This is a genomic window from Alcanivorax sp. 1008 (assembly GCF_020667895.1).
Classification (GTDB): domain Bacteria; phylum Pseudomonadota; class Gammaproteobacteria; order Pseudomonadales; family Alcanivoracaceae; genus PGZG01.
Window position 1 is genome coordinate 1 of the sequence record NZ_JAFMPS010000017.1, and the last position, 24,548, is coordinate 24,548.

Sequence of the window (24,548 nt, forward strand, 5' to 3'; positions counted from 1 at the left end):
TTAACGTAACTTCTGCCGGAGCCGTTTACGAAGGCACCTTCAGCGGAACCCTGTACACCGCCGGTGGCACAGCCATAGCAATCACCAATGGCTTTTTCCGCAATGACGGATCGGAACTATAAGAGCAGAAAACTCTGCATTGATTCGCAAGGATAGATAAAAGCGTTTTTAGAAAGTGATGGAACAGGCCTTACCTTTTGCATGATAGATATGTAGAGGGTAAGGCCTTTTTCTATTCCGGCACTCAAGTCAAGAACCCTCGTCAGCAAGCTTTTCCAGGAATGTTTCAGCTGGTTTTTTTACCAAAGAGCTTGGTCCGGCCAAGACTTGAATATGGAGGCCGTTTTGCGCTGGCCTTATTTGGTGCCCGGGGCCTCCATCGAAAATTACACATAAGATATTGTAATATATGTAATTTTTTACATATCGAAAATTGACGATACCCCCACCTGTACCCCCTGTGCAGGATCATAGAAATCGGGAATTGAACCCGCACAATTGAACCGAGCCAGTTCAATGCCCGAATGCGGAATTGAACCGAACACCCCTTAATGTATCGCTAAGCAACGTAACCAACAGACCTGAAAGCAATAACTCCTCGTCTAACCGGAGTAAACAAAAGGCCTTCCGCTGCGAATCCTTGAGGCTGAAACTGCTCATATGTAAATTGTTCTGGGGAAAACATTTCAGGTAAAAACATATCACAACCGGTTTGATGTAATACTTCTTCTGGTACAACATAATCTTGTTCAACGAGGCCCAACAAAGTCCAACCTGTGTTAATACATACTCCCAGTATCACCTGGTTAGCTCCCTCGTAACACACGGCAGCCACCATTGATCCCACAATATTTCCCACAAGTGCGCCCACCATCGGTATAGGGATGATTAATTGTCCTAGTGAAGCACCGCAAAAACCAGCACTAAGTACAAAAGCGTCTCGTAGGCATTTTTCAGCTAATTCTTTTTGCGATATTTGCCCTTGCTGAAACTGAATTGAATAACTTATGGCGTTTATCGTCATCGTTGTTGCCATTCCGATGGCTACGGGAGAAACACTTTTTAACGCCTCCCCCATTAGCCCAGTTTTGCAAGTTATGGTTAAACAGGCAGCAACACCGCCCCGCAAGCCAGCACTAGCTGAGCCAGACAAGATCTCTCGAGTATGCTCTCTTAAATCTTCAGGCTTAATGTTTCCATTCTCTAAATACTCTTGCAATAAAGCCCAAATATGAGGTGCAGCTTTGATAGCAGCTGATAATGCTGCTGCATGCAGCCCGGCTTCTCCTGCCTCCCTAGCCGCATCCGTCCACTCAACGAAGTTTTCTGACAATAAGCCAAACTTATCTCCGTCTATTTCTCCGGTTGTTTTGTGGTCCTTCGCCATCTCCCTCATATCAACTTCTGAGATAGGCCTTGAAGAGGCATTGCCGACTTCTGCATGATCCTTTACCGTGTCAGCTGTATGTTGGTAGTTTTTAGCTTGCTCTGGGCGGATGTCAGCGTTTCTTTCTGCTTGCTCCAACGCTCTCTGCTTAACATCTTCTAACTGATCACTAGGAACGATTTTTTCATTCCCGGTATATTCTGGTCGACTAATTTGCTTTGCTGTATCTTCTGGTGTTTTCCAATATTTTACCTCAGCGATATGGCTTGATTTGGCATCACCAAATTCGAGGTCACGCCCTGGCTCATTCCCACCAGGAACATGAGCCTTAACATCGTCTCTTGATCTTGCAGCCCCACTAATCTTTAATGTCTCAGAATGCCATTGCTCAGCTAAAAAGCCTTTTGTTGAGTCAACTGTGCTATTTATGGTTCTATCGCCTTCTGTATTTAATACATCAACTGCACTATTGATAGCACGCTGAACCTCAGAAGAGTACTGTTCACCCTCAATGGTACCGAATACTCCCGCAATATTATCTGCGGCACCCGCTACCTTATTAAAGTTTTTATTAAAATCGCTGATATTTTTATCATTCATCAATACCAACCCACTTATCAAACATCTCATCAAGAAAAAGAGTTAGAGCTGTATTCGTTTGTGAAAGACGAAGTCGCTTTTGTCTGCCGATCATAGACACCAACTTCATAAGACCAATACCAGGAACCAAAGCCACAGCTAAATATTGTTTCGCCAGCAATTTCCCCATAGAACCCGAATCTTCTTTTTCGTTTATCAATGCCGAAGTTGCGACAACAAGACTTTTAAACTCTTCCCCTTGTTCAAGCTCTCCAGTACCAAATACAACAGCCTTCGATCCATCAAAGCCAAAGCAGGCTCCGGCTTTATTTTTAATATTTCCTATTTCCGAAATAAGTGATTTAGTAACCGAATTTTCCTCCTCATTACCAATAAGTATGACATGCTGAGATGAAGCAACACTGAACTCATTTTGCTCATAGTGAACGACAGTCCAAAATGTACAAGAATACCCCGGTTGTTTGGAAATGTTGTGCGCCAGCTTCCGAGCGAGATCTTTATATTGCTTTGGGGCCACTACAATAATTTGTTTTTTAAACGACATAATTTACCTATTCATCTTTAATTTGCCATACTAGTTCACACCAGAAAGCTTTATCACTTTCCAACTCATTTTATTCTTTTTCTTATCCAGATCTCTGACAGTTAAGGCGCTAACCTTCTGACCATCGCTAACTTTTTGGGCAAGATGCGGAGCAACATATGCATCACCAACGAAGCCAAAACCCTTAGGATTTATTTTAATCGAATCTTCTATATGTCTAACACCGTCAATTTCAACCAATTCAGTAAGCTGAGCGGATACTATGCTATCGCTATCGCTATCGGACTCTGGCATAGAAATTTGCACATAATCCCCCAGCGCAGGCTTCTCACCTTTTTTAAAGAGGTGCAATGGAACCGAACGGGCATCTCCTTCCGACAAATATACGTGCAACCCCTTACCAGACTTATGCAAGCTTATAACCACACCGACAGCCTTTTTAACGGGCCCATTTAACAGTTCTTCCGCGCCCTCGCATTTTGCAGTGAGAAAAGGGGTTAGATCGCTGGTGTCGACAGATGCATCATACCAAGGCTGATTCATTAAGGCCTGTAAGTCTGCCTTTATATTCCAGCCATTCGTCTCATAGCATTGAGCCGCCTTTTTAATGCACATTGAAGCTTCCGCTGGATACCCGTTGTCGACTAGAAGCTTTGATACCCCTTTTAATAGACGCAGAGAAAATTTTTCATCATGTGCACAGAGAATCCCTTGAGCAAATAGCATGATCGCTTTATCAGTATCCGTATTACGATATGTGGCCGCTAGGGCTCCCCAAGCCCAAGATTCTGATCGCTTTCTGTTCAACACAGGTATAACAAAATCACGAGCCTGTTCTTCTCTACCGGCTATGATCAAGCATTTCGCTTCATCATAGTCCAACCAAATTTTATGTTGTGAATCCAGCGTATCGCTTCTAGCCTTGTCTAATATTGGCAAAAGCTCATCAATTGAGATATTGGAACGAACCTCTTTATGTTCTTGCCAGGCCTTGGCGATCTTGCGGGCATAAGTTAGTAATAAACTAGGTGATTCTCCTCTTTCAGTTTTGAATGGCTGTAAATCATCAGGTTCAAAAGATGGGGAATGCTTTACTAGTAGGAGAACAAGTTTGGGATAAAATTCCATTCCTTTCTGAAAAAGCAAAACCAATGTTCGATACTCATTAAAGTCACCCTTTGGCATGTCGAGCCACAAAAGCCAGTCAAGACGAAAATTAATCTTCTGAAGCTCAGATTGACTAGGTTGCAACCTCATCGGTTCTTGTTTACCACGTTCGTTAATTGGAGCGACTAACTCCTTAAGGTAGCCATAACAGAGCCAGAAGAAAGCTCCCTGCAAGTACCTATCTTCTTTATTCTCCTGGATAGCAGGGCATGCGATTTGCCAAGCTTCCGAAAGCTTCCCTTCTTTTCTCAGCCGATTAACTTGCTGTGAGATAGATTCGGTCATCCCAATCCTTTTTGAAGCATTAACGTTAGAAATGCAATGAACTCCTGCGAGTTACTAAGAGACTTTTGTGCAATACATTTTGTGAATCTCTTCTTTCCATCATAATAGATATCCAGCACAGCCATCTCACTATCACGAGCAAAGGTATATCGCTGAAACCATTGCTTTTCTTCTGCGCCAGAAACATGGACGTTGTTTTCTTCTGCAATATGCAAAACTTTGTCATGAAACACGTTCAGGAAGTCTTCTGAAAATAAGAAACCTCCAGATTGAGACTGCTTAGAAGAAATTACCATTGGTGTGTTTACCAGGGTTTCCAAAAGACCTTGAATCTCAGAAGATGATTCATCTACATTTTGAGCGTTTACTGCAGTTACCTGATTTTTCTTTGTACTATACGAAATATTAATTCGAACTAATTCATCACCACAACGAAACGTATAAGCTTCCTGGTACTGATTGTGATCAATACTTTCTATGGAGAATTTTGTGCTGGACACTAACGTATTTATGTTATCTAAAATTGCCAATAAGAGAGCAGAATTCGAAGGAATTCCAAATTTATTTTCCCTAGCCACACCACCTCCGGTTTCAACCGGTTGATCTTCAGAAAGACTATTTGAATGTGGCGGCAAATCAGCAATCTCAGACGAAACTTCCCAAGGTGCACTTTCTCCCTCACCCCAATCTATATTACTCTCAGGCTGTAGATGCGGCTCATCCATCAAGAAAAGATTATCTGATGTTCTAGTAATAGCTGTGTATATCCAACGAAAGTACTCTGCAGAGAGCTGATTTTGATGCGTTCTGCACTTAACAAAGACATTACTCCATTCACTACCTTGTGCTTTATGACAAGTGATTGCATATCCAAACTTAACCCTTAGTGCATTGAAATATGGGTCTGATCGCAGAGTATCCTTGAACTCTGTCGACTTTGGATTCAACCTTGGATGGCGCATGCAAAAATCAACATACAGAGCTTTGTTTTCATCAGAGGTCAGGTTAGGCTGCGAGGAATACAGTAGGTTCTCGATAATCTTTACATCAAAAAACCTAGGCTCTCCATCGAAATCCCTAAACCCGACTAGAGCATCCCTAAACTTCAAATTCACGCTTACCTTTTCAACTTCACCAGTTTCCGCAGAACGTTTCTTTAATGTAACAGCCCTTTCTTCAGATTCTTTATAGATTTTTCTAACCTGACCAAAGTCGCCATTTGAAATGAAGAACCCATGGGCATCACTGTTTGAAACAGCCATAATTTTATCGCCTGCAACCACCTCCTCGTTCCCCGGGAAGAAAAACTCACGTATTCGCTTGTTATACTCAGCCACATCGGCATTCGAATGAGCAATAACGATCGACTCAGCATTAATTTTTCGATCGCAACTATCGAGATAGCGCTCAAGCAAATCAGAATATTCAACATGCTCTACATCTTCCGGCGATATATCAATGTCTAACCGATTGAATATTCTCTTTTCAATCGCATCTCGAATCATAGTTGCATTCAACATTACCCCGCTATCTGCTTTCTGACGAACCACTTCAGTTAGCTCAAACTCCTTTGGTCTGATATTATATTTTTCTAACAGATAGGGTGTATCCAGTGCAGGAGATGTATTCATCCCTACTGGTGGTAACTGGGCATTATCACCAATGAAAATTAATTTTTTATTATGATCGTTATGGTCAAGATTAATAAATTCCAGTAAATCTCTTAGAAGAAACCCACTGCCAAATCTAAAAAATTCTGCTTCGTTGTAGATATCTGACACCATTGATGCTTCGTCAATAATATAAACTGTATCAACAGAATGCTCATTAACCGCAAGCTTTGAATAGAATTTGTAGGTCTGAGTCCCCTCTAAATCGTTCTCTCTGTAATCTCCAATATCTTTAAAAGAATAAATCGTTTTATGGATTGTGTAAGCTGGGCTTTTAGTTTTGCTCGATATTACTTTTGAAGCCTTGCCTGTAGGGGCTGCGAGAATATAGTTTCGTCCAATCGATCGAAAGTACTCAGTAAGTCCCTTTGTTATAAAGGTCTTTCCCGTACCCGCATATCCTTTCAAAAGAAAAACGTTATCTTCTTTCCCATCCAGGAAAATATTCAACTCTTCAACAAGTTCTTCTTGATCATTGGTAAGCTGATAATCTGAAAATACATCATGCATACTCACCCGCTTCCGGGTTTCATCTTGCTCCATATCAAACTTGCACATTAAGTCCAAGCTGTTACCAGCGAGCTGTGCAAGTCTTGCTTGATCAACTGCATTATTTAGCTGTTCAATTTCATTTAAAGCTTGACTGATCCTCTCTTGTGCCTCCTGCAATTCAGCCTTGGATTTCTCCAAGTCCTCGGTTTGCAGGCTAAGAGCCTGTTCTAATTTTGCCTTGTCCTGGCGCAAGGCCTTCTCTTCAGGTGTATGAGGTTGCGGTTCGTGGTACTCGGGTAGGTCTTCGACTTTTCCTCCATGGCAGGCAACATACAGCCAAGCTGAAAGAAAATACGCTTCCTTAATTAACCAAAGTGCGTCATCAACAGACACTCCAGCTGGGTGAGCCGCTTTATTTCCCTTCATTCTAATTGCATGAAGTTTTTCTACTACAGAAGCTTCAATCGCATTTTTAAAAGCTGCATTATCTAGCCTTTCAAAAAACGTTTTGGCCCCATAGCTCGGCAGGCTGTAGTCTTCGTAAATGAATCCAACATATATCTCACCAAAGCAACGTAGCTTAGTTATAGCGCTTTGAGGATCAGAATATGCATACTTCTCAGCCCACTGGCCTAATTCAGCCAGATCTGGTTGACGGGCTTTTATGAAATCAAAATTCGACATCCTGCCGTTCCTGAAGTTATTGCATCATTAACTGAGCTTATTATTTTGTTATTTTATTCTTTTGCCGGAAAGAACCGGCCTTCAAAAAACTGCCCAACAGTAACAGTGCCATCAGGTAGAATTTGCTCAAGCATCCCTGGATGGCTCTCGCTCGCCTGGTAAATGGGCTTCTCCCGGTTGACTAACTGATTATCGTCTCTAGCTACTCTGTTAGCCTCCAGCTGGCTAAGAACGCTCTCAGGAGCTATATGCCCAACCTGAGCAGGCTTAACGTCCAGAACCATCGACCCAGCTTGTATCTCGAGCAAAACATCTGGATCTATTAGCTTCTGGAACCGCCTGCCAAGGCTGGCCCAATATTCGATGGTTTCTGCTGTACTGCGATGAAATAGTCGCCCGTGTCGAGCAGCCTCTTCCATAAGCTCAGCATCTAGCCGCACAGGAGAATTTGCTTTAGCCATATGGCCTCCCAGTCATGCACTAATAGCTACAGTGTAGCAGATCGCTACATAGCTTCTAGGAAATAAATAGTAATAATCGAACCACGTATGAATCCGACAACACTGATAGTGATCACCAACCTGTGGACGAACCTGAAATGGGCTATAGGCCTGATCCAGAGACTGCCTCAGAAGCCCCTGGATAGCCCATATGCAACGTTACCCACTAACCATGGATCAAGCTTGACTGGTGTAATACGAATGGTCTGGCCCAAAGCAGCCCCTTCCTGAACGAGCTTGCTCAATGATCTCATCTAGCTCATCACTAACTCGTTGTGTAACAGCATGCTTATCCGAACAATCGAGACAGAAAAATGCATAATGTCCATCGGCAACTGACCTGAAAGAATCAAAACCCAGATAACCTACACTGTCATCGATTGAGAGAATATCCCTACCATCATCTAAATCCTGACATCCACATGAATGACAACACTCAGCTGCACGCACCACGCCATTCTTAATTAACCATTGCGCGTTCACATGTTCCTGGTACCGCACAAACGATTCATCAATGAAACGAATCAGTTTATTTTGAACGTCGTACCGACACATGCAGTCAAGACAGATGCTTGCTACACTGCTACAATCTAATACTTCCCACCAGCCTTGATGTTTTTCAACAGTGAAAAACATTGTTTGCGCTTTAGCATCGTCCACAGAGCAATCGCAGATAGGACACTGAACATAACTTGTTTTCATAACCAATCACCTTTTTATTTTGATCAGGCTTAATTATGAATGCTCGTTAGAAATGCTCAATCTGTCTACTGGAGCCCGTTAGAGAACACTGCGATATAAAGGGCTCCATTCACGACCAAAAAAATATTCCTCTAATAACGAAATATTCTACCAAAGTGGGGAAACGTTTTTATTTTGCATATGTGAAAATTCAGAATGTTCACTTGAATAGAGAAATTGATCCTCAAGTATTCCGTGTATTTCCCTTTTATGAAATATTACATATTCATCCAGGTTGAAATCATCAAAGCCAAGCGGCACACAACTGCATCTGTGATTCCTCGAGCCGTCCCCGTATCGCTTTGTATCAAGCTTTGCAAAGTAACTGGTTCGATAAAACAGGTTAGTTAACTGTTGAAGAAAATCCGAACTCTCCAACTCAACCAGATAGTCGCCATTCTCACCATGTTGCACCAAAGGTTCTGCTTCCTTAACAGATATACCTAACGCCTTAGCCCATGACTCAACAATAGACTTTTTCAAAGTCCAGCTTTCAGCATTGAACGTACCTGATTTTGATATAAAGTTACCATCGATCAACGTACAGTAATGGTAATGGTCATTTACCGAGTTTTTATTTTCTTTGGCCCAGATAAATCGTGGTCCGATATCCATATGACCACAGCCAAACATATTTGCGCGATGTTTTATTTTAGAATGCAACGATGCATTGAAACTTGTTATGACGTCACTACCCCAGCCGTAAGAATCAGCTGGAAAATGAAGGTCGAATCTGTAAGCAAATACCAGATACCATTGATGTAATAGATATTCATAAAGCCTTAACTGTGCATCTAGATAAGGGACAACTAATGGTCCCTTATCGGATTTAACATGAAGTCCCCGATGGGATGGTTTTGTGCAAAACTGACTGTTAGAAAATGCCATGGTTGTACTCTCAATAAATTAATCTCATATGAAGAGACTCAACAGTAATAATTAACTTATATTGACGTTTGAATGGGACATATAGCCATCCCTGGAGGGGATGGCATAATTGAACTATTGGTACACAGGGCATAATAGACTCCTGCCCCAAATCATAGGGATAACCGATTTGCTTAAACCCCGTAATTGCTGCCATTGGGCCTGAATGGAGCCCAATATCTACTCTGAAAAAGTAGAAACCTATAACCGGGCCCTTTTGGAGCACTGTGGAATGCGTTAAAAAAATGACACTAAACGAGAAAAAGCTGCTATTTCTGCTACGTAGCAGAAATAGCAGCAGTATAATGCACCCTGCTAGTTTACGAAGAAGAAACCAGAAAGGTCCGGCTGACCAGGACATAAGTCAATAACCTCCACACCTTTATCGGTATATCTGGGCCTTGCAAAGCCATCAAGGTATAAGCGATCTAACGCGATAAAGAATCGCCCACCTTGTCGAAGTGGATTTGGGCATCGCCTTCTAGCGAAAGTTCTTTCCACGTATCGCCAGCCACGCTCTCGATATTCCTCAAAGCGCTTTTCAAGAAGCTCTGCATCAGCAAACTCCTCGGGTGGTTTTACAAAAAGCTGCATGAAGTCGTCAGAGCACTCTTTGCATATTTCCACTGCCACATACAGAGTGTCAGTTGAAATTTCACCTTGAAAGCCTTCGAAATAATGTATTAGGGCAGCTAATCTCGCGATTATTTCCGGAAGCTTCGCAGCGTGATCTGTCGCCCTCTCAAAATAGCCTCCTGGGCCTTTTTGCATTTCAATCTGGTCCGAAATTTCTAACCACTGTTCTTGAGCCTGAGGAGAAAATTTCAATATTCTTTTTTTAAAATTTGGATCACTCGCTGCGACCTTCATTTCTTCCAGCAACTCGGATATTCGCTTATTGAATCTTTTAATTTTGGAAGTCGAAGTGCTTTTGTTTCGGGAAAGTCGCGTACCTTGAGTGGAATCTGGACTAAAAATTAAATTTCTAGCCCAATACCCGGAATCACGAATCTTTTGCTTTCGCTTGTCAGTCTGCGGCTCAAAAAGCGTTGGCTGAATCATGAACGAATTCGTAAGAGTTACGCCACTTAATCTTATTCGCTTTCCTGCGCGCTCATACTTAACACCACTCCCGCTCCATAGATCATTAAAATGTGCAAATGCTTCGAACGCTCTTCCATCAAGAATCATGGCTGCTTCACCAGAAACAAGCCCGCCAATCGGATACTCATCCAGAGCAGCAAGCATTGCCGCCGGACTTATATCTTCATGAAGCAGCTGCACCTTTTTCGGTTTAACTGGTTCCAACAACAAGTGATCCTGGTATTTTTCCTCCGCCTCTGTTTCGTCCTTTCCCGCATCAACTAACTTTTCTACATCCCTATCCAATTTGTTTTTCTTTTTATTCCAGGATTTGTATTTCCTTTTGTACTGAGCCATTTGTTTTTCATACTCTTCATAATGAGCATCATCAAAGTCACGAATGGCTTTCAAGAACAATTTTTCTACTGGCGTCTTACCTTCTCCAGACTTAGCGACGGCAGTTAGGTACAACGAAGTTATACTCACCTGCGTTGACTGCGGAATCTGAACATCAATCAAATATGGCACAGGAATAGCGATTGCTGTTATAGCTCCCATTTGGCAAAGCCTGTCTGGAGCTAAAATCATTAGTCTTGCTTCTTTTACTGCGGCTCCCAAAATAGGAAGCCGCGGTGAAAGGAAGTCAGCGGGGGGCTGACTTTTGTTTTGCATTGGGTAAGCCATTATTCATCTTCCTCTGGTATGCATGCACCAGGAACACGAATTGGCTTTGACTCAACCCAAGTCATTAACGCGGAAAACCGCCATACCGTGAGACGCTGAGTAATCCGACGACCTTTGGGAAATGTTTCGTCATATTGCTTGTTGTTCTCGCTCGGGTATTGAAGGTTGTAGAAAGTAGACTTTCCCTTTAGTCCTATAACATCCATTGCGTCTTCAACATCAAGCCAGCGATCCCAAGACGGAATAGGCTCTTCCAATTCAAGCTTTCGTTTACCGTTTGAGTTGGTCAACACAAACCGATCATCAGGTTTATGACTGTCACTATCTTGATGGGGTACAATCCCATTCAACATGGCTTGTTGCTTTTCCTTCGCCTTAATGTCGGCTCCCTGCCCTACGTAAGTGTATCTCATGATAATTCTCCTAGAGAGTTTCGTAGCGACGTTGCTACGGTTCTTAGGATGGAATTATTTGATTTTTTTTAGGAGATTCGCGTTGGCGAATCTTGACAGGAAGCTATTTGTATGATTTGCGGGCGAGTTTTGCACGAGCTTCCGCCAATGCCTGCAATTGCTTTCTTGGGCCATCCTTGAAGGTCTTGTTATTCGGGTTCGCCTCTTCGGGAGCCATCAAGGCCTTAAGCGCCTCTGCGTCTTTTGCCTTTAGATCATGATTTCTTAGAAAAGTCTTGATCAAGTCCCCGTCCGGATGAGTACTTCCATTTTCGAATGCTACATATTTACTACCCCAAAAATATTTGGCCCCAGCCAAAACAGCCCTCAACTCTTGTGAGAAATAGTTAGGAATACCGAATTTCGAAGGACTAAACGTTCTCTTTGGGAGCCGAGCCCACTGGGGGATAAAGTTTTCCAAGTAGATATTGAGTCTCCGTTCTGTAAAATCATCTTTCATGAGATTTACAAAATCTCTAGATTGCAAATATTGGGAAAACTTTTGTTCTTGCTGACGAAACACATCCAAACTCGAGTCTTCGGATATATTTGAATAATACATCTCAATTCCATCAATAATGTATCCTAGCTTTTTCGAAACGTAATCTGGTCTGGGGCACATCATCTTATCTTTCTCGAAAAGATCGGCTATGTATTCATCAATATCATATTCATCAATTAGTTTTTGGATATCAAAAGTAGTAACTATCAAATCTTCAATTTCAACATCAACATAAGCTGGCTGTGATAAGCCACAACCAAAAATATGCTCGGGTGTCGTGTTCTTTTGATACATAACAAAACACCATCGCCCGTTATCCAGGTATGCCTTTTTCTTACCAAAGGTTATTCTTTCTCTCTTGAATGCTTTTTCAGGGTTTTCCATATTAAGACTTATGGCTTCATCAAAATAGCCTACCTGTATTATTTTATGCAGTTTTAATTTTAGGCTTTGTTTTTGCGTTAATACAAATCCATGAATCTGGTCTGAATCCATAGCAACCGGTTGAATCTGTTCAGTTTCTTCCTGACCAGATTTTTCCATGAAGTCACTAACAGGCTTTTCTTTGGTTACCCAGTCATATGCTTCCTTATTAGCGCAATAGACATCAACATCGTAAGGCACCCGATAAAATGCCGGTAACTTTTCCATTGAAATTGCATCAAGTATATCGTCTTGCCTGATTTTTAAATCTTCGGCCAGTTTTTTGATGGTATAGGTATTACCAAAGAGCTGTGGTTTTTCAATAAATAGAATCATTCTTAAAGCCCAGTAGATAACTGATTATTCAAACAGAATATCGTTTGCTCATTCAGCCACTCCAAATTTTTTCAAATACATATCACCAACATGGATCTATCCACCAATTACCCTTAGGAGATTATATCCATGTCCATTGAATGCCCTAACTGCCAATCTCAGCGGATTGGCACTATTAATCTTGGTCGCAAGACAGGCTCAACGGTAGGAACCGTCGCTGGTGCGGCCTCCGGTGTCGCCGGTGCTTCCACTGGAGCCCGTGTCGGTATGACAGTAGGCCTAATCGCGGGCCCACTTGGCTCTGTCGGAGGCGCTATCGTCGGTGGCCTCATCGGTGGAATTGCCGGTGGTACTGTCGGCTCCGCCCTTGGTGAAGTAGTTGATGAAAACATACTCGACAACTACGAATGCCTGTCCTGCGGCCATATTTTCAGCCTTAAAGAAGAATAGCCTACAAGGCTTCATATCGCTATTGAGAGCCCGCAAAAGCGGGCTCTCTTGTTTCCGGAGATCAAAAAATGAACAAACCAACCTTTGTCAAAAACAAGGAGGGCCTTTACCGCGTGCGTCGAGGCCCCGTGAAAGCCGAGGAGATTCTGGACCAGGCGGCCACTATCTTACTCGACGGCCTAAAAGAGCTGGAGGCTCTAACCCGCCCCACGGATGCAGCCAGATTCCTCCAGCTATCGTTGGGAGCTGAAAAGAACGAGCATTTTGGTGTTCTATTCCTGGATAACCGCCATCAGGTTCTATGCTTCGAAAAGCTCTTCAGCGGCACTATTGATTCATCAATGGTGTATCCCCGTGTTGTCGTCGAACGTGCACTGCACCACTCGGCTGCAGCTGTGATTTTTGCTCACAACCACCCTTCAGGTGAGTGCGAGCCAAGCTCATCAGACAAGGCAATTACAGAGCGCCTCAGGGACGCTCTCGCCTTAGTTGATATCAGATCTTTAGATCACCTGATTGTCTCCCGTACAGGCTGGGTGAGCCTGGCCGAGCGGGGAATTATTTAGTCAATTTAACAAATAAAGGAGAACCAATTATGGCTCATCTCGTTGAACAAATGGCCTACGTTGGCCAAACACCATGGCATGGATTGGGCAACCAACTCACTGCCAATCAACCACTCGAAGTCTGGGCAGACCAAGCTGGTATGAACTGGGATATTGAAGAAGCTCCCGTCCGTTTTATGACAGGGAAATCGGGCTATCTAGGTGAGATCCTCACCTACCCGGATAGCAAGGTTTTGTACCGCTCGGACACCAAAGCTCCTCTCTCGGTAGTCGGCAATCGTTACAAGGTTGTCCAACCACGGGAGATCCTGGAATTCTATCGTGACCTGACAGAAAAGTCTGGTTTCGAACTGGAAACTGCCGGTGTCTTGAAAGGCGGCAAAAAGTTTTGGGCGCTTGCCAAGACAGGACAATCCACTGCCTTGAAAGGCAATGATGTCACCAATGGCTACGTGCTTTTGGCGTCGTCGGCAGACTCTACCATGGCTACTACCGCCCAGTTTTGTTCAGTCAGGGTTGTGTGCAACAACACTTTGCAAATTGCATTGGGCAACAATAAAGGCGCTGTGAAAATACCACACAGCACCGTGTTCGATGCCGATGCAGTGAAGAAGGAGCTTGGGATCGAGGTTTCACAATGGCAGGAGTTTATGTACAGGCTCAAGTTGCTCAGTGATCGAAAAGTAAATGCCCGTGGTGCAAAAGGCTATTTCGAGCGAGTGTATACTGAACACACCCGCGATGGATTGCGTACCAATGAAAAAGCTATGGCACAGGCGTTGAGCTTGTTTGATGGTCGCGGCAGGGGTTCCAACCTGCCCTCTGCTCATAACACCGCCTTCGGCCTTCTGAATGCTGTTACTGAGTTTGTGGATCATGAGCGCAGAGCTAGAAACACAGACTACCGTCTGGACTCAGCCTGGTTTGGGCAAGGCGCTAACCTGAAGCAAAAGGCATTGGATGAGGCCTTGCTACTTGCAGCTTGATCATCTCACTACAACTACCCTGCAAACATAGAGCCCGGCAATCGCCGGGCTTTTTATTTTAGGAGAAAGAACATGAACCAACTAACCCAATCAATGCAATCAAATCGTTCTGCGCTTCGTCTGGCATCCACTAACAACATGAGCCGAGAAGACTGGCTCGAAGTACGTAAACAAGGAGTCGGCGCGAGCGATGCTGCTGCCGCTTGTGGTATCAGTCCTTATCAATCTCAACTTGAGTTGTGGTTGATTAAGACTGGCAGAGACGAAGGCCTAACCAAAATCGATCCCGATGACATGACCTCGCCTATCTATTGGGGCAATGTCCTTGAATCTGTAGTTGCGGAAAACTACTCGAAGCTCACAGGAAACAAAGTACGTCGTCTCAACTCTGTTTTACAACATCCTGATGAAGACAAGCGCTGGATGCTGGCTAACCTGGATTACACGGTAGTAGCGAACGAGGAAGTGCAGATCCTCGAATGTAAAACTGCTGGTGAATGGGGTTCCAAGCTTTGGCGTGATGGCGTGCCAATGTACATTCAATGTCAGGTAGCCCATCAATTGGCAGTGACTGGCAAACAAGCCGCAGATGTTTGCGTATTGCTTTGCGGGCAAAAGCTTGAGATCCATCGAATAGAGCGTGATGACGACCTAATAGATCGTCTGATCGAACTAGAGCGACGCTTCTGGCATTACGTGGAAACTGATACACCTCCACCAGCTGATGGTTCTGCATCCGCAGGTAAAGCACTGCAATGCCTCTACCCGAAAGATCAGGGACAGACCGTCGATTACTCGGATAACAATGATTTGTGCGGTGACTTTAACGAGTTGTTAGACATACGCGACAGATTGTCTCGATTGAGTGAGCGGGAGGAGCGACTAAAGCAACACATCCAGGAAGCCATGGGAGATGCCAGCACAGGGAAATTCATCGGAGGGGAAATAAGCTGGAAACGCAGCAAGGACAGCCAGGTACTCGATACCACTGCTCTACTCAAGGATCACCCCGAATACATCAACCAATATCCCAAAACCCGTGCTGGCTCGCGTCGCTTTTTGATTCGAGCCTAACAACCCATTTTCACAGGAGAATGACCATGATTAAAGGTCTAGCAATAACCCCGCCCATACTTGGACGGATAAGCATTGGCCGTGTTGTAGAAAAGAACGGCAAACGTCTTCCGGAAAAGGATGACCAATTTACTATCACAACCCAGGTACAAACCCAAGAAGGCTGGCTACCCCACCCGCTGGATGGCGACCTGCGCAAGCAAGCCGAGAACGGCAAACTTCGTTCTATTCCCGTCAGGATGCTCTTTAATGACCCTGACCTGAACCTGCGAGCGGAATACAGTCTGTTCGACAGGCAGACTGGCAGGCCTATCTGCGCAGGTAATGGCGAACAGTGTCGTCGATATTCTTCTGAAGGCGTACAAACACTTCCTTGCCCTTCACCAGGAAGCTGCACACTGGCTCAGGGAGGAAACTGCAAACCCTATGGCAGGCTGAACGTACTGATCGGCGAAGATGATGAGATGGGTACGTTTGTTTTTCGCACTACTGGCTATAACAGTATTCGCAGCCTTGCGGCTCGATTACGTTATTACCAGGCAGTATCGGGAAACAAGCTTGCCTGCCTTCCTCTGGAGTTAAAACTTCGAGGCAAAAGCACAACCCAAAGCTTCCGCTCAGCAATCTACTATGTGGACATCACAATACGCGAAGGTATGACGCTTGAAGAAGCATTGGCTGAAGCTAACGCTCGTCATGAATCCCGAGTCTCATCCGGTTATAACCAGGCTGCGCTTGATGATGCTGCCAAAAGCGGTTTTGCAAACGCTGCATTCGAATATGACGAAGATGAGATTCCGGGGATTGTGGATGAATTTTATCCGGAGCCTGAGAACAACCAATCAAGCCTGAAAACCAAACTAGAGGAAAAATCTCTATCGGTTTGATCAAACTTAATAGGAATTGGTGCTCTTCGTCGAGGGGCGCCAATCCCTTTATTTAAGAGAGGATAGAATCCTAGCCAATATTCATATATAGAATTGAACCATCATCAAGTACTGAGTACGGCCCATCATCCTGAGCCTGTTTTTCCTCAGGGTAATCAAACTTGTAATTAATCAAAGCATCGTAATCTTGCTCTTCCAGAACGCTTAATAATGTTTTATCCATCAAATAAAACATCTTGTTATTTTTATCACTAATATCTTGATCTGATCCGGTTAAAAATCCCTCTGCGTTTATCCCGCTGATGCTTAATTCTATTGTTGTCCCAACTTTCAACACATTTCCAAAATCAAGAGCAGCTCGATTAAAAGGGTCTATTGTATTTTCATTTTCAATTGCTCGCGCCCTGCTCTTTAAAAGATCAGAAAGCCTCCAAAAGCCGGATAATTCAGAAACAGCAGAATAGTGCCTTAGCAGAGAAACAACTTGCTGTACTTTCGTTACCTCTGTTGGTTTATATTCTGGATCAACAACATCAATTGTAGTTTTACGTCCATTACGAGGTATCTTACTCACCACTCCATACTTGGGCATGGTGTCTGGATAATTGTCTTTTTTCTCGAAAATGTCACTGATCGCTTTTCCGGTATAGCCCTTTCTTCCTTTGGACTCCACGACATATGCCAGCATATTTTTTTCGAACTGAAAGTCGCATCTTTTTTTTGTATCATCGATTGGTGTTATTCGACTTCTACGCAAACCAAATAACTTTTGCGTTAAATATATGCAGAGTCCTACCGCAATAACTTCGGTAGATCTCCCTTGCATCTCATGATTTTCATTGCTAAAGAAATAAAGGTAATTGTTTGGTCGATGCCCAACAGTGGAAGGAACTATCTCAAGATAAGATGAAATAAACTGTCTAAACGGATCGTTAAATCTAGACACGTAATGGATAGACGCACAATGTATGATCTTTAAAGGTGAAATTAAAAGCCCATCGTTTGACATGCTTACGTAGGCAGTTTGGTCAAAAAGACTATCGTCCAGAGGTCGATCCGGATAGTCCCAAAACTCTACTGGCACTTTACAAGCTTTATATAATCTCACCTGGTGACTCCTTAAAAACCTAAAGTTCATTCGCCTGCAATCTAGACACCCCTGAACCAGATATAACACTCCTGCCTCCACTATGTGGAGAGACTTGAATCTGAGTGCCTATACGTTCCTTTAAAGCCTGTACATGCGAAATAATGCCAATTAGTTTACCTTCCTGCTGAAGACCTGAGAGCGTCTCTAACGCTACGTCGAGTGCTTCTTCATCCAATGTTCCAAAACCCTCGTCCAGAAAAAGCGAATCGACCCGAACATTCTTACTAGCCATGTTTGAGAGGCCTAGCGCTAGTGACAAACTTACGATGAAGCTCTCACCTCCTGAGAGATTCTTGGTTGAGCGTGTTTCTCCAGCTTGGTAATTATCTACCACGTTTAGTTCCAACGGTTGCGCAGCATCTCTGACGAGCAGATATCGGTCCGACATTTTCTGCAACTGCTTATTAGCATGAGAAATCATAATCTCAAACGTCAGGCCCTGTGCAAAGTTTCGATACTTCTTGCCATCTGCCGACCCAATGAGTTCATGGAGATTATCCCATCTGCGACATTCGCTTTTCTGAGCCTCCATTATCTCCTGCTTTTCTTTTAATTTTTCCTTGGCATTTTTGTTTTGATCTAGCTTGTGTTTAAAACCGGCAATGATTTCCCGAACCTCGCTCAGTGATTTCTCAAGGGAATTCTTTTGCGGTTCGAGTTCCTCGAAGGTTTTCGTAGTTATATTTTTAGTTAATTCCTTAGCTAGACGCTCCTCACGATCTTTTTGCTTGGCAATTAATTGTGTCTTCCGCTCTTCTAAGCTCTTGGACTTACCCGACAACGCTTCTCTCTTCTCTTCATCAAGCCTGGCACTAAGAAATTCCGCTTCATCTGCAAAACCAGCACCAAGAATTTTTGACAAGAAGCTTTCTTCCTGACTCTTAAGATTTTCTACTCTCCCAGCAATCCGTTTTTGCAATGCTTCAATTTGGGTCTTAACCGAATTGAGCGTCTTTTTCAGTTCATCATTCTGGATTCTAGCCTGCCGCTCAGCTTCCTCAGCACCAGCAAGCCCCTCATTCATTCTGGCTTCTTCAACGTCTGGCGATTTGTCGCCATAAAGGTCTATACGTTCCTGCTCCCTAGTAGCAAGTGCATTTTTAGCTTTATCTAAACGGACTTTCTGGTCATTTAGAGAAGCCACTTGTGTTGAAATAATGGCATCGAGGCTCTTCTTATCGCTATCAAGCTCAGCAGCCTGTCGTTCAAACTCGTTGCTTTCTTTTACTTTCGTTTGCCATATATCCAGCCTGCCCATGAGCTCTTCGATCACCAATGAAACCTTGTCATCCGGTATTGTGGAAAAACCAAGGGGTTTAAGTTTTGCGATTAGGGCATCTTTAATTCCTGAATATTCAGTACGAATTTTCTCAATACCTGAGATAGCCTCAGCTACCGATTTCTCAAAACTAGACTTTTCAGAATTGGCAGCGAATTCCTGCTTTTCAGCTTCCACTAAATTGCTCCGGGCAGTAGCTTCATTCAATTCCAGCTGCTTAATAGCATGCTCCTGGGCTTCTGCCTTCTCAATTAATTCTGTTAGCGAGCGAATCCTATTTTCCGACTCATCAGGCGTTGGTATGTTCCCTTCAGCAAACGGATGATCCGTGGCACCACACAACGGGCAAGCCTCTCCATCCTTTAATGCGTTTCTATGATCCTCAAGACTTGCAATAGTCTTCAATAAAGTGATTTCCCGGAGCAACGCCTCTTTCTCGCTTCTATATTCTCGCAATAACTTCCCGTTCAGTATTCTCTCAAGATTATCTCTAGACTCTTTGAGACTCTTTGATGCGCTGTCTAGTTCCTGCTTGCGGTCTGCACACAACTTAGAACACGCGGCAAGAGCCTCCTTAGCTTTATCAAGTGACTGCTTATGCGCTTCTAGCTGCTGCTCGTTTTTCTGTATGTCACCTTGTCTATTGAGCAGATCTGTAAACTGTGCCTCAACGCCAGCCAACCCGCTAACAAGCCATTCGTCTTCAGAATGATCCTTGAGGTATTCCTCTATCTGGCCTAACTCTTCAACCAATGCCTCTCGTTTTTCTTGGTTGCCCAATAGCTTCTGCTTATCCTGTTCAATCTTGGTTTCCAGTTCTGAGCAATGTTCATTGATCTCTTTAACTGCTTTTCTTTGATCGTCAATTTGGTGATCGAGAGTTCGTACCTGTTTAATAATAGGCGAAGAGGTTTTTATCTCTTCTTTAATATCTTTTGTTTGCTTTTCTGAAACTTTTAGGATTTCAGCCTGATTCGTAACCGAAGACTCCTGCTCAGGCAGAGCATTTTCATGCACCCTCAAACTCTCAATATCTTCCTGCTGCTGATTTCTAATAGAATCAATAGTCGCGTAAGCTCCATCCAACGAGTGTGCTTTTAAAGCCTTGTTAAGTATTTCTTGCTCAGGTTTAAATGCAGCAAAATCATTTTGCAATTGGGACTCATCTGTAGCCAGATTTGCAATTTCCTTCCTGAGATTATCAATGGAAGCTAGCCAAGTGATGGATCTACCAACCGCATCAAACTCTACTTGAAGTTCAGCTTCTTCCTTTACTTTCCCTTGCAACGCAGAATCAATCTGCGCTTCCTCTTCTGGCTCTAAAATCATCACACCTGATGACTCTGCCTCGAGCAGCTTTAGTTTATCTCTTTCTTCCCGCAGCTTTTCATGAACACGAATGGAAATTTGGCTATAGATTTCAGTTCCCGTTATCTGTTCGAGTATTGGTGCTCTCTCATCTGCTGCCGCTTGAAGAAAGGCAGAAAATCCTCCCTGGGCAAGTAGCATAGACCGGGTAAAACGATCAAAATCCATACCTGTCGCTGTCTCTATCTCCTCAGCAACACCTCTTAATTTCGACTCGTAAATTTCACCTGTGTCGGCATTAGATATCTCGTGCTTTGGCGCTTGAAGCTCACCATCAGCTTTCTTGCGCGCTCTGTGTTGACTCCAATGGCAACGAAAGCGCCCAGCCTGGGTTTCGAATGTTACCTCAGCAAAACAGTCTCCAGTCTGGCGAGACATAATTTCATTCAGACTTTTAGTAATCTTGTTTAGTCGCGGCGTACGGCCATATAGAGCGAGACAAATAGCGTCAAGAATGGTTGTTTTACCCGCTCCAGTCGGGCCAGTAATGGCAAAGATTCCATTGGAGTCATAATCAGGGTGCGTGAGATCAACCTCCCACTCACCAGCTAAAGAATTTAGGTTTTTGAAGCGTACCTGCAAAATTCTCATTAGCTTATCTCCCTATTCTGCATTTACGTCTTCCTCGTAAATTGCAGATAGCGTTTCCTGATATGCTCGCACTAACTCTTCTCTTTGGTCGTGCGGCACACTATGCGCCGCAAGGCATCTTTCGAAAACATCATTAACATTTAGATCGTCTAAAGTTTCTTCTTCATGCACTTGCCCAAGAATCCGGTCAACTATTCGGTTATTCTTGACTCGTAAAACCTCGATAGATGTCTCTTGTGTAGCGCTGTCAATTTGCTCTCGAAGATCACCAATTACTTCTCCGCCATCATAGATAATTTCTACCCAAGCATTGGAATCCAGAACAGCAAGCTCTTTAATTCTGCTAGATATAGCAGTCCAGTCCCCCTTTATCCTTTCAAGCCTTTGAAACTCGGGTATATCTGTAGTTACTACATTGACTTCCTTGCCTTCGAACTCAACGATACAGATTGTTTTTTGCTGACTCGCCTCACCAAAACCCATAGGTAACGGCGAGCCGCTATATCTCATCACCTCAGATCCACCAACAAGCTGAGGCACATGCAAGTGACCTAGAGCCAGGTAGTCAAAACATTCAGGAAATATATTGGCGCCTACATGAGCTAGAGAACCGACATATAGCTCTCTAACGCCATCCCCATCAATGGTTTTTCCACCCGCCGCAAATAGGTGGCCCGTTCCTACAATTGGAACGTCTTTTCCTGCCTCCGAGCGTTTATCCAACGCAATTTGACCAACGGATCTATAGTGGGCCTTAATTCCTTCAATAAGCTTTTGATCCTTATCCTCTACACTCTCGCCTGCTTCTGCAGTGCGAATATCTCTGTCTCGCAGATATGGCACTGCACAGACAATTAGCTCTGCCTCGCTATTGGCGTCACGTAGAACAAGAACCTCTTCTTCAGGCTCACTAGCGCCATCGCCTATTACATGAACGTCCAGGGCCTTAAGAAGCTCTTTCGGCGCATTTAAAAAGGATGGAGAATCATGATTACCAGCAACGACTACAACATGCCTGCATTGTGAACCAGCAACTTTGTATAAAAATCGGTAGTACAACTCCTGGGCCCTGTTACTCGGAGCGCTGGTATCAAAGATGTCTCCGGCGACTATCAGAGCATTAACCTCCTGTCTCTCGATCTCATCAGCGAGCCAATCTAGAAACGATTCAAATTCTTCATATCGTTTACGGCCGTAAAGAGAACGACCTATGTGCCAGTCGGAGGTATGAAGAACTTTCATGTTTCTGCTACGGGTTCGCCTGGCACTGCTGGCTGCGGAGCGGATTCACCGATACTAGTTAACAAAGCAGTATACTGGTCTTCATCTTGCTTTAGACGCTCCATGATTTGCTTGGCAGCAGTCTGCATTTCTGGCACTTCAACAGGTGTAGCTCCTCTCTCGAAGACACCACAAAGATGGGAGTATTCATTATTGATACGATCGGTTAATACAGCGGGTATTTTCTCATCCCCGAAAAAACATTTGAGAGTTTCTTCATTCATACCTTTGTCTGGGTACTTATAATACAAAAATACTTCGAAAAACTTTCTAGCATTATTTCCAAAATTATAGAACGTTGTATAATTAGTATCGTCAATTGTTTCTATCGAAGCGCACTTGAATATCTGATGAAAAAGGTAGTTAAACTCAGTAACGTATTCTCTTAGATAATCTGGCATTATCTTCAAACTAGACTCTTTGTCGCACCTTTCGATAATTAGATATTGAAATTTTTTCTTTGCATCTTTCTTTCTAGCATCCTGGTTTGCCCCAGGCAATCTTTTCAAATACTTCAAGAAGTCCAGGTTGTGCGTTGATATAAACAACTGTTTAAATCGATCCCTTTCCTTTTCCACGCCATTATCATTATATTTTTCAGGCGTAACGATCTCGGCATTAATAAGGCTATAGACAAAAAATATGTGGTTGGAGTCCAAACTCGAAATTGGATCATCTATCCAAATTATCGGCTGATTTCCTTTAGTGTCTATATCATGAAGTTTTGCCATGAAATAACAAAATGCGATAAGACTACACTCACCTTCGCTGAGATGATAAGCCTTAGCCTCTCCTCTCATTACTTCGAACCTGTATTTAGATGTAGCTTCTTCGTCAGTTTGCTCGATCGCCACTAAAGATAAGTATTTATGCCCAAAAAAGTCGTTCAAATATTCATTAACTCTATCCGCGCCTTTACTTTCATCTTTCAGCTTAGATTTTAGCTCTGATATCTCTGATTTTTTAGTGTCGACCTTGGCTCTTTCAGCATCTCTAACCGAACCCGCATTTTCGAAGGCTTGTCTTAGAGTCTCTATCTCATCAACCTCATCAGAGTACTTGATGTCGTTTATAAAGGTATAAACCTCATGCAGACGTAATGCCAATCTTGCTGCTGATTGCTTTGCGCCAAGTTCAGAGGCTACGCCATTAGAAGCTAGCCTGATCTTTTCATACTCATCTCTTAAAGCAATTAGGTCACTTTCAAATGAAGCAGGCTCAGAAAAAGATTCAGCGGAAAATATATCGTTTTTTCTCTTCTCTAACTGCTGCTTAATTTCATCTAACGAAGAAACGTATTTTCCGCTCAATTTGGTATATTTCTCAGATAGGCCATTAAGCTCCTTTTCGAAGGAGGAATAAAAATCACTCTGTTTAATTTTTAAAAGTTCCGGAACGCGTTTTTTCTCATCTTCCACTAACTTTATAAGTGCATCAATCTCCCTCTCCATATCCTGGGACTCTTGATTAAAGTGACTATCGAGCTTTTTCCATAGCTCTTCCCAATGATCGTGGTCGTGCTGGCTACCACAAAACGCACAATGATCTCTTTTTTCTTCATGATATTTTCTACCAGACTGGACCCATTTCCCCAGATCAGTGTCGTCCAACCATTCCTGAACAGGGGCTGATGCCTTAATATCTCGTTCGACAAGCTCTTTTGCCTTACTCGCTATAGAGGAATATTGAAGAGAAAACTTATTAGATTCTCTTACCTCATCTTTTGGCTCCTCCTTTAGAATCGCGTAAAAGCTAGCTTCCTGATCTTGATCGATTGGAACGTAAGTAGAATCGGTGACTTTTTTAATATCTGCGTGAATCCTAGTTACATTGTAAGTTGCCTCACCAAACTGCTTATTGTGCTTAATACCTGTTTTTGCATTATTAGCCTTTTCCCTAAGCTTTCCTTCTAGATCATCAGACTTAGTCTTGTGGGAGGCCTTGGCGGTAACAAATGCATCTTGTGCTTTGGAGTACTCACCAATAAGTCCAGTCTTTTTTTCTTCGTCACCTAATTCAGATTCGAGCTTTTCAATTTCCTTTTCTACTTTGGAATTATCTTCACCCAAGATAGCAAAGGAATTTATTGGCTGGCCGTCGTCTACAATGAAACGCAAATTTTCTTTTACGAAGTCTTCATTAAAAACCCTTATCAACTGTCCATGGGACTTAAAGTCATTCTGCGTAGCGTCATTCACACCGTCAAAAGAGACATTAAACTCTGGAGATATATATTTGTCGGAAATTCCTTGCGTTTCAAGAGCACGAAAAATTCTAGATAACGTCGTTTTTCCAGAATAGTTTCGACCATACAAAACATTCAATTTACGGAATTCAGCAATATTATTGCTTTTATCTCTAACTGAATTACTCCAATTAAAGCTCTGGAAAACAGCCATGTTTTTAATTGAATTTATTCTTTTTATTTCTCCTGCCATG

19 protein-coding genes are annotated in these 24,548 nt (G+C 43.2%); 5 read left to right on the top strand and 14 right to left on the bottom strand.

What is annotated here, in order from left to right; translation table 11 throughout:
* Positions 1–559 precede the first annotated feature (559 nt).
* The 10 genes from J1C54_RS13965 to J1C54_RS14010 form a co-directional block, all read right to left on the bottom strand.
* The gene (locus J1C54_RS13965) at positions 560–1,987 is read right to left on the bottom strand and encodes a hypothetical protein (RefSeq protein WP_229149021.1); all 1,428 of its coding nucleotides are present in this window, start codon (positions 1,985–1,987) and stop codon (positions 560–562) included.
* Complete coding sequence (locus J1C54_RS13970; protein WP_229149022.1) at positions 1,980–2,531, bottom strand: hypothetical protein; 552 nt, start codon at positions 2,529–2,531, stop codon at positions 1,980–1,982. Before J1C54_RS13970 ends, J1C54_RS13965 begins: the two co-directional genes overlap by 8 nt.
* 30 nt (positions 2,532–2,561) lie before the next feature.
* Positions 2,562–3,983: a hypothetical protein gene (locus J1C54_RS13975; protein ID WP_229149023.1), complete on the bottom strand. Its 1,422-nt coding sequence runs from the start codon at positions 3,981–3,983 to the stop codon at positions 2,562–2,564.
* Positions 3,980–6,829 carry an AAA family ATPase gene (locus tag J1C54_RS13980; protein WP_229149024.1) on the bottom strand — a complete coding sequence of 950 codons (2,850 nt, stop codon included), beginning with the start codon at positions 6,827–6,829 and terminating at the stop codon, positions 3,980–3,982. The genes J1C54_RS13975 and J1C54_RS13980 overlap by 4 nt, the downstream gene beginning before the upstream one ends.
* Positions 6,830–6,882: 53 nt before the next feature.
* Positions 6,883–7,290: a ParD-like family protein gene (locus tag J1C54_RS13985; protein ID WP_229149025.1), complete on the bottom strand. Its 408-nt coding sequence runs from the start codon at positions 7,288–7,290 to the stop codon at positions 6,883–6,885.
* 216 nt (positions 7,291–7,506) lie between these two features.
* A complete protein-coding gene (locus J1C54_RS13990) occupies positions 7,507–8,031 on the bottom strand; it encodes a hypothetical protein (protein ID WP_229149026.1) in 525 nt (174 codons plus the stop codon).
* Between the two features lie 147 nt (positions 8,032–8,178).
* Complete coding sequence (locus tag J1C54_RS13995) at positions 8,179–8,958, bottom strand: inovirus-type Gp2 protein (protein WP_229149028.1); 780 nt, start codon at positions 8,956–8,958, stop codon at positions 8,179–8,181.
* A gap of 354 nt (positions 8,959–9,312) precedes the next feature.
* A complete protein-coding gene (locus J1C54_RS14000; RefSeq protein ID WP_229149031.1) occupies positions 9,313–10,764 on the bottom strand; it encodes a YfjI family protein in 1,452 nt (483 codons plus the stop codon).
* Positions 10,764–11,177: an AlpA family transcriptional regulator gene (locus J1C54_RS14005; protein WP_229149034.1), complete on the bottom strand. Its 414-nt coding sequence runs from the start codon at positions 11,175–11,177 to the stop codon at positions 10,764–10,766. The genes J1C54_RS14000 and J1C54_RS14005 overlap by 1 nt, the downstream gene beginning before the upstream one ends.
* A gap of 103 nt (positions 11,178–11,280) precedes the next feature.
* Positions 11,281–12,477: a hypothetical protein gene (locus J1C54_RS14010; protein WP_229149037.1), complete on the bottom strand. Its 1,197-nt coding sequence runs from the start codon at positions 12,475–12,477 to the stop codon at positions 11,281–11,283.
* A gap of 129 nt (positions 12,478–12,606) precedes the next feature.
* On the opposite strand from J1C54_RS14010, the gene J1C54_RS14015 reads away from it, so the two are divergent.
* The 5 genes from J1C54_RS14015 to J1C54_RS14035 all read left to right on the top strand — a co-directional run bounded on the left by J1C54_RS14015 (position 12,607) and on the right by J1C54_RS14035 (position 16,440).
* Positions 12,607–12,927, top strand: a complete 321-nt coding sequence (locus J1C54_RS14015) for a hypothetical protein (RefSeq protein WP_229149039.1) — start codon at positions 12,607–12,609, stop codon at positions 12,925–12,927.
* Positions 12,928–12,995: 68 nt separating this feature from the next.
* Complete coding sequence (gene radC, locus J1C54_RS14020; protein ID WP_229149042.1) at positions 12,996–13,493, top strand: DNA repair protein RadC; 498 nt, start codon at positions 12,996–12,998, stop codon at positions 13,491–13,493.
* 29 nt (positions 13,494–13,522) lie between these two features.
* Complete coding sequence (locus tag J1C54_RS14025) at positions 13,523–14,479, top strand: DUF932 domain-containing protein (protein WP_229149047.1); 957 nt, start codon at positions 13,523–13,525, stop codon at positions 14,477–14,479.
* A 72-nt stretch (positions 14,480–14,551) separates the two neighbouring features.
* The gene (locus J1C54_RS14030) at positions 14,552–15,553 is read left to right on the top strand and encodes a YqaJ viral recombinase family protein (RefSeq protein ID WP_229149050.1); all 1,002 of its coding nucleotides are present in this window, start codon (positions 14,552–14,554) and stop codon (positions 15,551–15,553) included.
* 26 nt (positions 15,554–15,579) lie between these two features.
* Positions 15,580–16,440: a hydrolase or metal-binding protein gene (locus J1C54_RS14035; protein WP_229149051.1), complete on the top strand. Its 861-nt coding sequence runs from the start codon at positions 15,580–15,582 to the stop codon at positions 16,438–16,440.
* A gap of 70 nt (positions 16,441–16,510) precedes the next feature.
* Here the strand turns inward: J1C54_RS14035 and J1C54_RS14040 are convergent, their stop codons facing one another.
* From J1C54_RS14040 to J1C54_RS14055, 4 genes are read right to left on the bottom strand one after another with little or no spacing between them, the layout of a single operon-like run.
* Positions 16,511–17,548, bottom strand: a complete 1,038-nt coding sequence (locus J1C54_RS14040; RefSeq protein ID WP_229149052.1) for a hypothetical protein — start codon at positions 17,546–17,548, stop codon at positions 16,511–16,513.
* A 19-nt stretch (positions 17,549–17,567) separates the two neighbouring features.
* The gene (locus J1C54_RS14045) at positions 17,568–20,828 is read right to left on the bottom strand and encodes an AAA family ATPase (RefSeq protein ID WP_229149054.1); all 3,261 of its coding nucleotides are present in this window, start codon (positions 20,826–20,828) and stop codon (positions 17,568–17,570) included.
* A 12-nt stretch (positions 20,829–20,840) separates the two neighbouring features.
* Positions 20,841–22,070 carry an exonuclease SbcCD subunit D C-terminal domain-containing protein gene (locus J1C54_RS14050; RefSeq protein ID WP_229149055.1) on the bottom strand — a complete coding sequence of 410 codons (1,230 nt, stop codon included), beginning with the start codon at positions 22,068–22,070 and terminating at the stop codon, positions 20,841–20,843.
* Positions 22,067–24,547 (bottom strand): AAA family ATPase, encoded by a 2,481-nt coding sequence (locus J1C54_RS14055; RefSeq protein WP_229149056.1) that lies wholly within the window; start codon positions 24,545–24,547, stop codon positions 22,067–22,069. Before J1C54_RS14055 ends, J1C54_RS14050 begins: the two co-directional genes overlap by 4 nt.
* Between the last annotated feature and the right edge of the window lies 1 nt (position 24,548).

Bases quoted from the DNA above. Each gene is read 5' to 3' on its own strand.
- J1C54_RS13965 (WP_229149021.1), bottom strand. From the start codon at position 1,987: ATGAATGATAAAAATATCAGCGATTTTAATAAAAACTTTAATAAGGTA.
- J1C54_RS13970 (WP_229149022.1), bottom strand. From the start codon at position 2,531: ATGTCGTTTAAAAAACAAATTATTGTAGTGGCCCCAAAGCAATATAAA.
- J1C54_RS13975 (WP_229149023.1), bottom strand. From the start codon at position 3,983: ATGACCGAATCTATCTCACAGCAAGTTAATCGGCTGAGAAAAGAAGGG.
- J1C54_RS13980 (WP_229149024.1), bottom strand. From the start codon at position 6,829: ATGTCGAATTTTGATTTCATAAAAGCCCGTCAACCAGATCTGGCTGAA.
- J1C54_RS13985 (WP_229149025.1), bottom strand. From the start codon at position 7,290: ATGGCTAAAGCAAATTCTCCTGTGCGGCTAGATGCTGAGCTTATGGAA.
- J1C54_RS13990 (WP_229149026.1), bottom strand. From the start codon at position 8,031: ATGAAAACAAGTTATGTTCAGTGTCCTATCTGCGATTGCTCTGTGGAC.
- J1C54_RS13995 (WP_229149028.1), bottom strand. From the start codon at position 8,958: ATGGCATTTTCTAACAGTCAGTTTTGCACAAAACCATCCCATCGGGGA.
- J1C54_RS14000 (WP_229149031.1), bottom strand. From the start codon at position 10,764: ATGGCTTACCCAATGCAAAACAAAAGTCAGCCCCCCGCTGACTTCCTT.
- J1C54_RS14005 (WP_229149034.1), bottom strand. From the start codon at position 11,177: ATGAGATACACTTACGTAGGGCAGGGAGCCGACATTAAGGCGAAGGAA.
- J1C54_RS14010 (WP_229149037.1), bottom strand. From the start codon at position 12,477: ATGATTCTATTTATTGAAAAACCACAGCTCTTTGGTAATACCTATACC.
- J1C54_RS14015 (WP_229149039.1), top strand. From the start codon at position 12,607: ATGTCCATTGAATGCCCTAACTGCCAATCTCAGCGGATTGGCACTATT.
- radC (WP_229149042.1), top strand. From the start codon at position 12,996: ATGAACAAACCAACCTTTGTCAAAAACAAGGAGGGCCTTTACCGCGTG.
- J1C54_RS14025 (WP_229149047.1), top strand. From the start codon at position 13,523: ATGGCTCATCTCGTTGAACAAATGGCCTACGTTGGCCAAACACCATGG.
- J1C54_RS14030 (WP_229149050.1), top strand. From the start codon at position 14,552: ATGAACCAACTAACCCAATCAATGCAATCAAATCGTTCTGCGCTTCGT.
- J1C54_RS14035 (WP_229149051.1), top strand. From the start codon at position 15,580: ATGATTAAAGGTCTAGCAATAACCCCGCCCATACTTGGACGGATAAGC.
- J1C54_RS14045 (WP_229149054.1), bottom strand. From the start codon at position 20,828: ATGAGAATTTTGCAGGTACGCTTCAAAAACCTAAATTCTTTAGCTGGT.
- J1C54_RS14050 (WP_229149055.1), bottom strand. From the start codon at position 22,070: ATGAAAGTTCTTCATACCTCCGACTGGCACATAGGTCGTTCTCTTTAC.
- J1C54_RS14055 (WP_229149056.1), bottom strand. From the start codon at position 24,547: ATGGCAGGAGAAATAAAAAGAATAAATTCAATTAAAAACATGGCTGTT.